The sequence below is a fragment of the Paenibacillus sp. OV219 genome, assembly GCF_900110075.1.
Classification (GTDB): domain Bacteria; phylum Bacillota; class Bacilli; order Paenibacillales; family Paenibacillaceae; genus Paenibacillus_Z.
In genome coordinates, this window is the sequence record NZ_FOCJ01000005.1 from 319,207 (window position 1) to 332,712 (window position 13,506).

Sequence of the window (13,506 nt, forward strand, 5' to 3'; positions counted from 1 at the left end):
TACCGCTGATCCTATCTTTTGTCGAGGACAATTGTGTCCTGTCCCGAAATTACGGCAACTTTTTCCGCTATACTTGAAACAATTTAAATTATTGAGTGAAGGAGCTATTCCATATGCAAAGAAGCCATGTACTGCTTACCTGTTGTTTACTGCTCATAATCGGCCTAGCATTAAGCGGGTGTTCACCTGGTTCCAAGGGTATTGCGATGTTCCGTGGCAACCCGCAGCACACGGGTGTTTATACTTCGAAAGGCCCCACAGAGCTTCATGGCGTGAAATGGAAGTTTAAGACCGAGGGCCGAGTCCGCTCATCCCCTGTTTATTATGATCAAGCCGTCTACTTTGGCAGTGAAGATAAAAACTTATATGCGGTTAACGCGGAAACGGGGGAGCAAATCTGGAAGTTCCCCACCAAGGGAGCGATTCTCTCCTCCCCAACGATTAAGAATGGGGAAGTGTATTTTCTAAGCGGGGACAATACGTTTTATGCTCTGGAAGCTGCAACCGGGAAAATGCTCTGGAGCTTCAAGATAGAGGGAACAAATGAGGCCAGAGACGATTATGATTACTGGCAATCCTCTGCTGCGATCGATGAGAGGAATGTTTACTTTGGAGGCGGGAACGGTATTGTGTACGCGTTGGACGCGACGACCGGGAAGGTTGTATGGCGGCAGCACCTCCATTTCCAAAATCCCGATACGTACAAAGACTTCCCTGTCATTCTGCACTCCTCCCCTATCGTTGCAAGCGGTATCATATACATTGGCATATCCGGTTTTATTTATGATCTTCAAGCCGAGCCGGGGAATGTCCTGGCGCTCGACGCCAAAACAGGCAAGCAAATTTGGACATCAGAGTTAATGCAAGCTGTCGATTCTTCCCCAGCGATTGATAATTATGCCGTTTATTTTGGAATGAGAAACGGTGGAATTGCGGCGATAGATATAAAAACAGGAAAGACGTTATGGAGGGATCACAGTGTCCAGTATGATCTTTCTTCGCCTGCAATCTACAATGGCACGATCTTTTCGGGCAGCTCCGATCAACATCAACTGCTTGCTTTGGACGCCTCTACCGGAGAGGCTAAGTGGGCCTTTCCCACCTATGCAGCGGTACACGCCTCGCCTGTAACCGATGGCAAGATCGTTTATTGCGCATCAGCCAACAGTTATGTGGAAGAAACGGGATACGTCTATGCCGTGGATGCCGAGACAGGAGTAGAAAAGTGGAATCTACAAATAGGCGGCAACATGATTTCCTCGCCTACCTTGAATGATGGTGTCTTATATGTGGGCAACGATGATTTCAACCTGTATGCTATCTATTAAAATAATTGAAGGGGAGCTAAGAGGGATGAAAAACCGGTATCTGCATGTTGTGCATCCCTAAAAATATAGTCCATCACCTTTCACTTTTCGTTAATTTTGATAGAGATATTTTACCATATGGCATTGAACAAACATTGTATAAAACTGCCCGTTAGCTCGAACAAGCTACCGATAATGCCGGTAGCCTTGTCTATGTACTATTGTGCCCGTTAACGCAGTGGATGGTCCTATTCGTATCCAGGTGCACTGATGTATTGGGATGTCCTTGAGCGCCCGTAAGTTACTGTCATTGGCGTTCATTTGCTTCGATTTGATGGAGGATTTCGTCAACGACGTGCGCGATCGGTGCGGTGGCGTCGATTATAATCCCGTTTTTGGGAACGCCTTCTTTCGTTTGATGCAAGCACCGAATGATTTCCCGTTCCTCTGGTCTGCCACCCCAGTCAGTTGGGTCCAGTGCCACTCGCTCATCAATCCGCCGGAGACAGGTTTCCAGGTCGACCTCAAGGACAAACACGCTGTCGAAGAGATTAATGAATTTGGGAAAATTTCGCGAACCACCGCAGAAAAATGTTACCGCCTCTTCTTGATTGGCGACCAAAGCTTTTACTTTATCTACATGCCAAATGTGGTGTTCGGGTTTAAAGCCATCCGTCGGGGTACCAGTTTCCGGGTCGCCTTGATAAGCCAATTCACGGTCACCATGAATGGCATGGTAGCCGCGCCGCTGCAATTCGTTGCAGACCGTAGTTTTGCCGGCACCGGAAACGCCTACCTTGCTCCCTCTTTATAAGGAAAGGCAAATCAGTATCATGATTATCGTTGAGACAAAACTTGAAAGAGAAAATGCACCAGCAATTATACTGAGAATTTCCAAAACAATGGCGATAGAAACATTTGTGATGACTAAAATATGTGTTACTCTTCGTCCCTTATTTACTTGTTTAGTAAGGAAGTCATTAGCCTGTTCCAACGAAAACTCCTGCTTTCATACACTTTTAATGATCCAGTTTATCATGGAAATCGTCAACCAGAAATGATAAAAATATACCACTTTATATGCCCGTTAATTTAACAAAGGCAGCCGATCGTTAAAGACTGGCTACCTCTTATTATTAAGACGAAATGCTGTTAAGGAAGTTGCGCTAATATGACTGTTAGCGTAACGAAAACGGAGCAGCTGCCACCGGCAAGCTGCTCCAAAGTGCGTTGAACTATCGCACCCGTTAGTGTAGTACGCGTGCGCGATGAGGTAAAAAAGATAATTAATCGGACGAATGCAGCGAAAGCATAATAATGCAGCCTGGCAGGTGGACTACATGCCTCCAGAAGAACTAAAAAAACTCGTACTGAAAGGCTCCCATGACATGCATTATCATGATGCTGCATTCACGATGCACCAAGATAAACCGTACTTCTCGCACTTGAAGGACACCATGCTCGCGGCAAGCGTCCATCTGCATTTTTGCAGATGAGCAGAACGGTTGCTTGCGAGTGATTCCGGGCTCCCATTTCGGCGGTAACCTGCCTCATGTTGGTACCCATTATCTCAATTATAAAGAGTATCAGATCACGGATGGCACCGCTTGTCCGGCTGAAGCAGGCGATGTGTTGTTCTTTAACTATATGACAACCCATGGTCCAGAAAATAACCGGAGCGAGCTCACACGCCGTAACGTCTTATTCCAATACCGTGACGCAAGCGATATCCCGACGGAAAATGTTCATTTTACCGATCGATTCTCGCAATAAAGCTCTTCAAGGACGGCGGACGCCGAAATTTGGTCCCCTGCTCGAACGCATAGGCGAGGCGAATCAGCGTCGGTTCCTCGTAGGCTCCCGCCGTAAACGCGACGCCGAACGGGGGGCCGGCTGCCGTATAGCCTGCCGGTACGGCCACGGAAGGATAACCCGCTCGGGCTGCTAACCGCGAACCGAAATCCGCTGGGAACAGCAGCGCATCCAAGGTGTGTTTCTTCATCGTAGCGTCGATGCCTTCGTCCTTGCACAAGCGGATATCCGTGGCGCGGTCTCGCAGATAGCGAACATCGGTCAAGGCCCCGGATGAATGGAATTCCGCGTTGATCAGCGTCTTCTGCCCGTATTTCAACGTCTCGACCGGATGCTCGTTGTTGAACGCGATGATGTCCTTCAGCGTCCGCATCGGGGTGCCCGGACCGCGCTTCGAGAGATAGGCGTTCAGCGAGACTTTGAATTCATTCAGCAGCACGGTCGAATAGGCGATGGTCCGCGCCGTCACGATATTCGCCGGATCGACGATCGTCGCGCCCATGTCGCGCATAATCCCGACCGCCCGATCGAAGATCGCCAACTGCTCCTCGGTCAGCTCTTCGAAGTAGTAGTCGCGCGGAATGCCGATGCGGGCGCCTTTCAGCCCTTCCGGTTTGAGGAAGGCGGAATAGTCTGCCGGTTGTTTGCCGATGCCGCCTCCCATCGCCGCGTCGCGCTCGTCATAACCCGCCATCGCTTGCAGCATAATCACGGCGTCCGTAACACTCCGTGCCATCGGACCCGGGGTGTCCTGCGTGTTGGACAGCGGGAGAATACCCGTCCGGCTCAGCAGGCCGACCGTCGGCTTGATGCCGACGACCGAACAGAGGTTGCTCGGGTTCAGAATCGAGCCCGATGTCTCCGTGCCGACGGCTGCCGCGCAGAAATTCGCCGCGACCGCAACACCCGATCCCGCGCTTGATCCTCCGGTCGGCGTCGATATGTTGTAAGGGTTCATCACCTGACCGCCTCGGGAGCTGTATCCGGAAGGCATGCCTTCCGTCATCATGTTGGCGAATTCCGTCATGTTCGCCTTGCCTAAAATGACCGCTCCCGCTTCACGCAGCCGCTTCACGATGAATGCATCCTCGAGTGCATAGCTGTCGGCAAGCGCTAGCGAACCGGCGCTCGTCGGCATTTTGTCTCCGGTGTCGACATTGTCCTTCAGCAGAACGGGAATACCGTGCAGCGGACCTCTTGGTCCTGTCGTTTCTCGTTCCCGATCCATCGCTTCGGCGATGAACAACGCGTCGGGATTAATGGCGAGCACGGAATTGAGCAGCAGCCCGCTCTTGTCATGATCTGCAATCCTGCTCATGTACGCCAGAACCAATTGCTTGGAGGTCAATTCGCCCGAAGCAAACGCCGCTTGCATGTCCAAGATTGTAGCTTCTTCAATGTCGAATGCCACACCCATCACCCTCTCCATTTAGTCCCATTTTATTATAATTTGCTAGGCTTGTCCGATAAATTTAATTCAAACAAAAAGAGCCCGCTCATGGTGCTCATGGCAGGCCCTCTAGAACAATCGCGATGAAAATTTCTCTTTTATAAACAAATTATTTGTCTAGCTGTTCGCGCCATCTATACGTAGGCTGCCAGCCAAGCAATCGCTTCGCCTTCACGCTGCTTAGCAGCGACTCGTATCCTCCCAAAGGCTCGCTAAAGTTGGTAAATTCCGGATAACGAACGAACATCTTTCATTTCTCCAGCATTGCTCAATGAACCTTTTTCAATGAGGAAGCAATACCATGATACGTGATAGTTGACATATAACCTCCGAATGTTCAATAGTTTACTGTTTTAGTTTAGACACAAAGTCTTCTTGTTTGTTGCATTATCATTCCCGTTACTTCTATTAAAAGAATCAAACCATAGCTGCGGTTTGATCCTTGAACGGTCGTGTACCGTCCCTCAATTTCTAAGGATTTCTCTCACATTTACGGCAGAGATGTTCTACTTATCCTTATGGATCAGCCTTTTCATATCTGGAATAAAACCTTGTACGGACTTAAAACCAGCCTTACATGACGAATTCATATACTGCTGCCACGAGTCAAAAGAACATACACATTTGAGGAGGTTTATTTTTGAAAAAGAAAATTGCCTATATGTTAATCGGAGCACTATGCTCTATCATTCTTTCTTATGGATTCGTCGCCTACGCGGATCATGATTCGTCCGCAACAACAGCGGACAAACCGACTACAGCAAGCGATACATATGTTGTCCCTCCAAAAGCTCCTGCAACACCTAAGTCCTCAACTGCTCAACCGAATGCGAGTGAGGGACCGATCAAGCTCGATCAGCTGAAAGACTTGGAAATTAAAATCGCTGGCAATGGCCTAAAGATTGAAATTGAGCTCGAACGGGAACAAGCGAAGGTCGAGTCCAAGGTAGAAATAATCCGTGGCCAGGCTGCGGAAAACCACCTGACAGGCAGCGAAGCGGCACAATTTATCCAACAGCTCCTGGATGACGTCAAATTACAAGAAAACATGAATAAGCAGCAAGTATTGGATGCACTGATCAAGCATTTTGCTATCGCACCGGCCAAGGTGGAAATCAATATCGAAATCAAATTGACGAATCGACCTGAAGTGTTGAAATATGAACAAGAAAAAGAAAATGAGGAAGACAATGCGAAAGTTCAAAATGTGCAAAAGGTTCAAGATGACCAAAAGGTACAACTCGCAAATAAAAAACAGCTAGCACAAAAAGAGCAGAAAAAAGCGCTAATCGCTAAGAAAAAAGCGCTGCAAGAAGCTTGGCAAAAAACTCATAAAGAGCAGCAAGCGAAGAAAAAGCAGCAACAGCAATTCGCTCGCGGTGACCGTGACGATGACCACCATGAAGGAAAGCAAGATGACGAAGATGATGATGATGACCATGACGGAGATCACGGTCAAAATGAAAGTCACGATCATGCAGAACATGATCACGAAGGCGAGGATTAATAATTGTCCTAAGAAGTACAAAACAAGCCCCTTTATCGGGGCTTGTTTTTTATATTAACGATTCCTCAACTATCGTGCCCGTTCGTATTATGAGGTCACCAGAACTTACTGGTCGACCTCATTTTTTTGCGGTTGTAATATAACGGTAGCCGGGGATCGAACGATTCTGCCCGTGGGAGCTGGAACATACGTGCCCGTTAGTTAAACGCAAAGTGTGGTTATTCATTAATCAATTTTAATAATCTTATCAAAGCAGTATGAATCTTTGTCATAGCCATTATGCTCATAGAAAGCATGGGCATCGGTTCTCTTCATTCCGGTACACAAAATTATGCTGGATATTCCGCTGTCTTTCGCATAGTTTTCAGTGTATCGTAGCAGTTCAGTGCCTACCCTATGACGCTGATAATCATTATGAACAGCAAGTCCGGTTATATGCAGATAACCATTCGCAGACCCTACAGCTAATGAATGAACGATAGATGTGAAACCAACAACATGATTCTCAAGTAACGCTACAAACGTTTTGTAATTGCCGGCTTTGATCATCTGTTCCATCGTAACGCGAAAGTTTTCATCCGTAACAGTGCGAACGCCAAGTACATGGTTCCATAAGAAAACAACTTCAGTATAATCGTTTGCTACAATTTCTCGTATCTTAGCTTCCATACTCTGCCCCCGTTAATAAAAATATTCGCGAAACAAAGGATTCGACAATTAATGAAGCAATCCTGCCCGTTAGCCATCCATGCATCTCTTGTGCTGCACCACAGAGCATGAAAGTTAAATCGTTCTACCTCGAACATGTAAAGAAAGCCGAATTTCAGGACATTAAAATGCATTGTATAATGTAAAAGAGACCGGCAACATGTATAGTTTAGCAACCTCGGGGAAGGTTTCATCTTTGTGTCCTTTATCGGAAAACAATACAACTTCTTGTCTTTTGGAAAGGACAAGAAGTTGTATCCTAAATAAAAAACCGCGTAGAACGCGGCTTTTAATGCATATATGTTCATGTCCTCTTACAATTTGCGCGGCCCCAAACGAGTTCTCGCCAACAAACTAAAGATGCACAACGATCGTTCCGGATTCCACGGTGACAGGATATGTCTCCACTTCCGGAACATCCTCCACTTCAACCGTCACATCATATGTCTTGACCAGACATTTGTGCGGGTCATAAATCGATTTGCCGGTGGTGATGTCAAATTCCCAGCCATGCCAAGGGCAGCGTACGATCTCGCCCTCACGGCCGTATAAATATTCCCCTGGCGCAGATGGAAGTGTCATACCGGTTACGGTACCGACGCAAAGCGGCGCTCCTTGATGCGGGCAGCTGTTTTTGAGGGCGTAGTATGAACCTTTCACGTTAAATATTCCGATCGGGCGTCCTTGCACAACCAGCATCCTTCTTGTTCCCGTAGGGAATTCGGCGACCGGTCCGATGACATGCCTCCCCATATCGATTACCTCCTTTACTAAAGCTTATATAACTCTTTCGCATTATCGAAAAATATCCGGCGGTGCAGCGACTCCGGCAGCTTCGGGAAAGCGCGGGTCGGGGAATCGAAATCCCAGTGCGGATAATCGCTGGAGAACATAAGAATATGCTCGGCGTCCATCATGTCGAAGATTTGTAGCAAGTAGGCGTCGTTGTCCGGTCTTTCCAACGGCTGCGAAGTAATCCGCACATGATCGCGCAAGTATTCGCTAGGTCTGCGTTTCAACCAAGGGACTTCATACCGGAGCGCTTTATATTCCGCGTCAAGCCGCCACATCAAGGGAGCCAGCCACGAGACGCCGCCTTCGACAAGGACAATCTTAAAGCCCGGAAACCGCTCGAAAACACCCTCCGTCAAAAAACTGACGAGATGCGCCTGGAAACCGAGAGACAAACAAGTATGCCATTCGATGTAATGGGACGGAAACCCCGGGGTCGGCTGCACGTTAATTCCCATCCCGTCAGTACCGGGGTGAATGGCGAAAGGCAGTCCGAATTTCTCGCAAGCCTCATAGATGGGATAGAACTGGCGCTGTCCGAATGGAGCACGAGCTCCGGAATCTGTCATGACCTGGACAAAATGCGGATGTCCCGCCCACCGCTCGATTTCGCGCGCAGCGGCTTGGGGATCCTGCGTATTCACCGTGATAGAGCCTTTGAATACGCCATCCGGATTATATTTGCTGAGCCACGTATCCGCGAGCCAATCGTTGTAGGCCGCCGCGATTGCGTTTCCGAAATCGGGATCAGGGTGCAGGTTGCAGAATGCGCGCGGCATCAGAATCGCGTAAGCATGCCCATACTCGTCGATGAGCTGCTTACGCAGGAGCTCCGGATCGGAGCCCGATGGACCGCCCTGCGGGGGTCTTGCGTCCAAGCGGTCTCCATGCACCGGATTTCCGTAAAAGCCGCGTCCGCCTCCGTTATAACGCTCCCTCCACGGCTGGCTCATATAGGAACGGATTTCCTCCGTGTTTCTAGGGTAAGGGTGCACATCGCAGTCAATGATTCCCGTCCGCGATTTCTTTTGTTCAATCGTCTTTTCCTGCTGCTGCTCCATCCTTCCGTTCGCCTCCGTTACTTTGATCTGGAAATAAATCGGTTACGGCCCAACATAAGCGTTTTCTGTTGTATTCGCGGTGTAGTTAAACTCTCCTGCTAGTAGGCGAATAAAAGAACGATCATTTCTGCCGGTTTGCGATCATATTCAATTCTCTTCGTTGCTCAACCTTTATTGTAATTTCTGTCATCTCCTCAGCTGCCTCTTTATATTTTTTAGATTACCGGTAATTACTTTACATCCCCTGCATGGAAAAAGAATTTTTAGTCATTTTGTCTGTTCTGTCGGAATGAGATCATGTTCTTGTCAAAATCGGGAATGGGATAAAGTTCTTGTCAATTGGTTTTGACAAGAACTTTATCCCATAAATGAAAAAAGCCGCGATTTTCGCGGCCTATAATGAGATATGGTATTACTTTAATACGGTTGGATTCAGATTATACTCTTCTAAAACCTTCATATATGTATTCATTATCGATTCTGGCCCTTTGGCTAATAGACCTTGTTCTTGGTTTAATAGCCATTCTAGTGAGCCATTCATATATTGTTGAAGACCTCTTTCCCGAGTTGTTATATAACGTCTTTTTTTCACGAGCGTCTTGATCTCTATGACTCATCCCACCCAAATAACGCCTTCTCAAACTTCGCCCTATTCAGTAAATAGACAATTGCAAAGAAGAACGGTACTGAGGCTAGCAAAGGGCGAATAGTACCATCCGCCGTCCATAACAGGTCACACAGCATAAATATCAACAGATTCACGATAATATACTTTCGAAGTAGTTCCATGGTATCCCTCATACAATGTGATTTATCACTATCGTATTCAGCATGAAAATTAATGGTGATGCTTCCTCCTTGATATCCCTTCTGTTAGCATGCCTCCGATTACCCCGATGACCACGGACTCACCGCTTTCAATCTCGAAACCCGATAGGCGAGTGTTCACACTAGCTCTTCAACAGCCTTTTTGATCATATCACCGTACTTGGCTGGTTCATCGAAATACTTGAAGTAGACGACCACAATCGCTTCAATCGATGATTCGACTTCAACTTCATCTGTGACATCGCCCATACTGTAACGATTAATTGTATGAGAATTAGCCGCCGCTTACACTAAAAAAAAATTTATTATTTCATCATCTCTAAATGCCAACAAAATGCTACATAATGTTTCTAAAAATGGAATAGGCAATAGAACTAATCCTCCCTTTTAAAAGATTTTTTTGTCGCTTGTCCTAGTATTTATGCGGAAAAATGTAATTTTCGACAGATGCCCAATTTGATTTTGTCGGCGCAACATTCCGTAACTTCCCAGCGTCTTAATGAACAGCTATACAACGCGGCGGGTCTTCATGGCTCGCAAAAAAGGAGGTTAGTACATGATGCTAGTACGGAAAGTGCTGATCATATGGCTGCTGTTAGCGCTGGCGATTCCGGCTTTCACTGCAGGTGCGGAGTCGTTTTCCACGCAAGAGAAGTTCGAGGTGCTGAAGGACAAAGGAATCTTCATGGGGCTCGGGGACGGAAGCGCGGGGCTAAACCAATCGATGACGCGTGAGCAATTCGCTGCCGTGCTGTATCGGCTCTGGGGTCTATCGGACACCAACCCGGTGAAGGCGAGCTTTGACGACGTGTTGAAGACGAGATGGTCCTATCGCGAAGTGGAGGCTGTGAACAATGCAGGGCTCATGACGGGAACCGCTGCGCGCAAGTTTTCTCCCACAGCTAACGTAACGGTCGAGCAACTGGCTGTCGTGCTGGTTCGGGCCTATGGCTACGAAAGCAGTAGCTCTCCGGTGACAGGCAGCGTATCCGCTTGGGCAAGGAGCTCGGTCAGTGCCGCGCTCGATCACGGCTTTATCTCCTACCAGAGCAATTACAAAGCAGCCGCTACCCGCGGGCAGCTCGTCGATGCCGCTTATGTCGTTTATCAGCAGCAAAACCAGCATAAGCTTCAGGTGAGCACCGTTCAACCGCTGGCGAACAGTATTATTCAAGTCACCCTGAAGGAAGCCGTCACCTCAGTTGATCTGTCCAGCTTCACGCTAAAGAGCGATCAGGGCACGGTTATCGCGATCAAGACAGCGACTCTGTCCTCGAATGGCAATATCGTTATTATCTCGACGGGGCCGCAGGAAGGGAACATCATTTACACGCTTACGGTGGACGGAACGAGCTGGCGTTATTCCGCTATTTGGGATAACAACGGCGGCACGGGCGGTACAGGCGACACCACTCGTCCTACCATCACCAAGGTCGAGAGCCTGGGAGATCGGACGATTCGGCTAACGTTCTCCGAGCAGGTTAGCCGCTCCACGGCAGAAGATTCTGACCATTACGACATCGTTTCCGGCGACCTCAATCTCTATAGCTTTGCGTTATCCGACGATCGCCGCACGGTCATAATCACGACGAGCACGCAAGAGGACGGTTATCGTTACCGGCTGTCCGTATCCGGTGTGAAGGATCTATCGGGCAACACGATGACCTCCCGAAGTGACTTGTACTTCTACGGCATCTATGACCTCGACGGCTCGAAGCCGACCGTCGCGTCCGTAACTGGGCAGAACAATTCAACAATCCAGGTTGTCTTCAACGAGAAGGTCGACGCCAGCGACGCTCGCAACGTGAACAACTATAGCATCAATAACGATTTGTACGTCACCCGCGCGACTCTTGCAAGCGACGGCAAAACGGTAACGCTATACACGGGCGAACAAGAGAACGGCAAGGAATATAAGCTGACAATTCGCAACATCGCCGATTTGGCCGGTAACGTCATGAACACGCAGCGCGATATTGTTTTCAAAGGTACGAATGATCACGATAAGCCCTTAGTCAAATCCGTAACCGTGCTTAGCAATTCGACCGTCGAAGTGCAGTTCAGCGAGAAGGTCAACGCTGATCAGGCGAAGAAAATATCGAGTTACACGATCAACAACAATCTCAAGGTAACCAACGTTCTTCTCGACACTGACGGAGACGCGGTTATTCTCACAACGACGAAGCAAACGGACGCCGTACTGTATACCTTGACGATACAAGGGATCTCCGACCTGGTGGGAAATATGATGGATAAGGCGACTAACCTGTATTTTGGCGGCCTCATCGATCGCACTCCTCCGACCGTTGTCGGCATTCAAGCGGCAGCACGCCAAGTGGTTTTAACATTCAGCGAACGTCTAGATGCGAGTACGGCGACCCGCGTGGGCAACTACAAGCTTGACGGCAATCTCGGCGCGGTCAAGAGCGCGGTGTACGACGACACGAAGAAGACGGTCACGCTCACGACCAACACCCAGACGCCGGGCGGAGTTTATTCCGTCACCATCAATCAATTGAAGGACCTGAGCGGCAACGCGATCGTCACGGACACGCACATTCAGTTCGTCGGCAGTGATCGCGAAACGACCGGATCGATCGAGATTCAGAAGCTCGAAGTTGTCAATCAAAACACGGTTCAAGCGACGTTCAGCCGTGCGTTGTCCGAATCTGAGGTCGCCTCTCTCGACTTGACGATCCTGAAAGACAACAACCGAGACGTCGACGCGAGCGGGTGGAGCGAATACATTGTCCGCAAGTCCGGCACGGGTAACGTGGTTGTGATCCAGCTAAGGACGAAGCAATCGGGCAATCCTTCCCTATTCATCGCGGGGCATGCTTATACCGGACGCATCTCCGATTTGCCTGGTTTGGTCACAAAGGACGGGGCGGATCAGAAGGTATTCCCAGGCACGGAGAAAATAAACGACGAACCTTATGTTACGCAAGTGTCGGCTTTGAACAGCAGGGCGATTAAGGTCACTTTCAGCGAGCCCGTTCGCAACGTCAGCGCATCCGGCTTCTATCTTCTGCGCGACGACGATTCGACGATCGGAGTCGCTTTGGATAGTCTTAACGACACAAACATCATCGTGACCGAAATAACTCTCTATCTAGACAACGACGTGAAGTCCGGCAAAACGTACCGCCTGCGCTTCAAGGACAGCATCAAGGACGCGTCGGGATGGAACGCCATCCGAACGCAGGAAGGCTCCAATCCTTATCAAGTTGTGTTCGCGGGAACGTCGACGACCAATCAAGCACCTACTGTCACGAAGATTGTATCGAAGGACCGCTACACGTTCGAAATTCAATTGAGCGAGCCGGTATGGCTTGATGACGCGGGAGGCTTCTTACTGTACACCGTGTCCGGCGGAAACGAAGTCGACATTCAATCTAGCGGCAACGCGAGCTACGTCCTGTCCCCTGATCGCAAGACGATCACGGTGTACCTGAACGCGGACCGGTTGGATCCTCTGAAGTCGAATCAGCACTACCGATTGGAGTACGATTCGAACCACGGGAGGATCGTGGACGATCAAGGGGCCTCGCTGAAGGACTCTGATAACAGCAGCGCCTACCTCTTTACCGCTTCAAGTGCGATTAATGCCATTCCATCTATTGCGAAAGTAGACGCGCAAGGAACAACGCTTAAGATTACGTTCAGCGAACCAATCAAGGGCTACACAGATGAAACGAATTTCTTTAATATCGTCGTAGATGGCAAACAAATCATACCAACGGAAGGTCGTCTGGACGGGCAAACTATCGTGTTGAAAGTGCCGTCACTCGCTTCGGGGAAGATCGGAACGATCGTGTACACCAGCAAAGGCGCCGACTCGATCCATGATTACAACAGCTTATCGCCAGACCAAGATGCGGTATTTACCTTCGGCGTACAGTAACCCCCTTTTCGGGAAGCCGCAAAGAGAAAGGAGGAACCTCGCGTTCCTCCTTTTTCCGATGTGGCCGCTCTCGTTTATGTTCGTTCTTCCGTCATGCTTCATGTCTTCCCGGATTATATGTCATATATGGAAGGGAG

Annotated in this window: 10 protein-coding genes; 4 read left to right on the forward strand and 6 right to left on the reverse strand. The window is 48.8% G+C overall.

Features of this window, described 5'->3' with window-relative positions:
• Window positions 1–113: 113 nt before the first annotated feature.
• Complete coding sequence (locus BMY11_RS15295) at window positions 114–1,328, forward strand: outer membrane protein assembly factor BamB family protein (protein WP_090577632.1); 1,215 nt, start codon at window positions 114–116, stop codon at window positions 1,326–1,328.
• Between the two features lie 286 nt (window positions 1,329–1,614).
• On the opposite strand, the gene BMY11_RS15300 is transcribed toward BMY11_RS15295, so the two are convergent.
• Entirely contained in the window at window positions 1,615–2,061 is a 447-nt protein-coding gene (locus tag BMY11_RS15300) for a nucleoside/nucleotide kinase family protein (protein WP_090577634.1), read from the reverse strand.
• A gap of 761 nt (window positions 2,062–2,822) precedes the next feature.
• Between BMY11_RS15300 and BMY11_RS29720 the strand changes: the two genes are divergently transcribed.
• Window positions 2,823–3,080, forward strand: a complete 258-nt coding sequence (locus BMY11_RS29720; RefSeq protein ID WP_371262846.1) for a phytanoyl-CoA dioxygenase family protein — start codon at window positions 2,823–2,825, stop codon at window positions 3,078–3,080.
• Here BMY11_RS29720 and BMY11_RS15310 read toward each other — a convergent pair.
• A complete protein-coding gene (locus tag BMY11_RS15310; protein ID WP_090577636.1) occupies window positions 3,058–4,536 on the reverse strand; it encodes an amidase family protein in 1,479 nt (492 codons plus the stop codon). The two genes, BMY11_RS29720 and BMY11_RS15310, sit on opposite strands and share 23 nt — an antisense overlap.
• 142 nt (window positions 4,537–4,678) lie before the next feature.
• A complete protein-coding gene (locus BMY11_RS28510) occupies window positions 4,679–4,816 on the reverse strand; it encodes a hypothetical protein (protein ID WP_177182664.1) in 138 nt (45 codons plus the stop codon).
• 393 nt (window positions 4,817–5,209) lie between these two features.
• Here BMY11_RS28510 and BMY11_RS15315 point away from each other — a divergent pair, with 393 nt between their 5' ends.
• A complete protein-coding gene (locus tag BMY11_RS15315; protein WP_090577638.1) occupies window positions 5,210–6,076 on the forward strand; it encodes a YusW family protein in 867 nt (288 codons plus the stop codon).
• Window positions 6,077–6,301: 225 nt separating this feature from the next.
• On the opposite strand, the gene BMY11_RS15320 is transcribed toward BMY11_RS15315, so the two are convergent.
• The 3 genes from BMY11_RS15320 to BMY11_RS15335 form a co-directional block, all read right to left on the reverse strand.
• Entirely contained in the window at window positions 6,302–6,745 is a 444-nt protein-coding gene (locus tag BMY11_RS15320; RefSeq protein WP_090577640.1) for a GNAT family N-acetyltransferase, read from the reverse strand.
• A gap of 393 nt (window positions 6,746–7,138) precedes the next feature.
• Window positions 7,139–7,537, reverse strand: coding sequence for a Rieske (2Fe-2S) protein (locus BMY11_RS15330; protein ID WP_090577645.1), 399 nt, complete (start codon window positions 7,535–7,537; stop codon window positions 7,139–7,141).
• 17 nt (window positions 7,538–7,554) lie between these two features.
• Entirely contained in the window at window positions 7,555–8,637 is a 1,083-nt protein-coding gene (locus BMY11_RS15335; RefSeq protein WP_090577647.1) for an amidohydrolase family protein, read from the reverse strand.
• A gap of 1,384 nt (window positions 8,638–10,021) precedes the next feature.
• Here BMY11_RS15335 and BMY11_RS15345 point away from each other — a divergent pair.
• Complete coding sequence (locus tag BMY11_RS15345) at window positions 10,022–13,369, forward strand: Ig-like domain-containing protein (RefSeq protein WP_090577650.1); 3,348 nt, start codon at window positions 10,022–10,024, stop codon at window positions 13,367–13,369.
• The last annotated feature ends 137 nt before the right edge of the window (window positions 13,370–13,506 follow it).

Excerpts from the sequence above, each read along its gene's own strand:
- BMY11_RS15310 (WP_090577636.1), bottom strand. The coding sequence starts at position 4,536 with ATGGGTGTGGCATTCGACATTGAAGAAGCTACAATCTTGGACATGCAA.
- BMY11_RS15335 (WP_090577647.1), bottom strand. The coding sequence starts at position 8,637 with ATGGAGCAGCAGCAGGAAAAGACGATTGAACAAAAGAAATCGCGGACG.
- BMY11_RS28510 (WP_177182664.1), bottom strand. The coding sequence starts at position 4,816 with ATGTTCGTTCGTTATCCGGAATTTACCAACTTTAGCGAGCCTTTGGGA.
- BMY11_RS15320 (WP_090577640.1), bottom strand. The coding sequence starts at position 6,745 with ATGGAAGCTAAGATACGAGAAATTGTAGCAAACGATTATACTGAAGTT.
- BMY11_RS15345 (WP_090577650.1), top strand. The coding sequence starts at position 10,022 with ATGATGCTAGTACGGAAAGTGCTGATCATATGGCTGCTGTTAGCGCTG.
- BMY11_RS15295 (WP_090577632.1), top strand. The coding sequence starts at position 114 with ATGCAAAGAAGCCATGTACTGCTTACCTGTTGTTTACTGCTCATAATC.
- BMY11_RS15330 (WP_090577645.1), bottom strand. The coding sequence starts at position 7,537 with ATGGGGAGGCATGTCATCGGACCGGTCGCCGAATTCCCTACGGGAACA.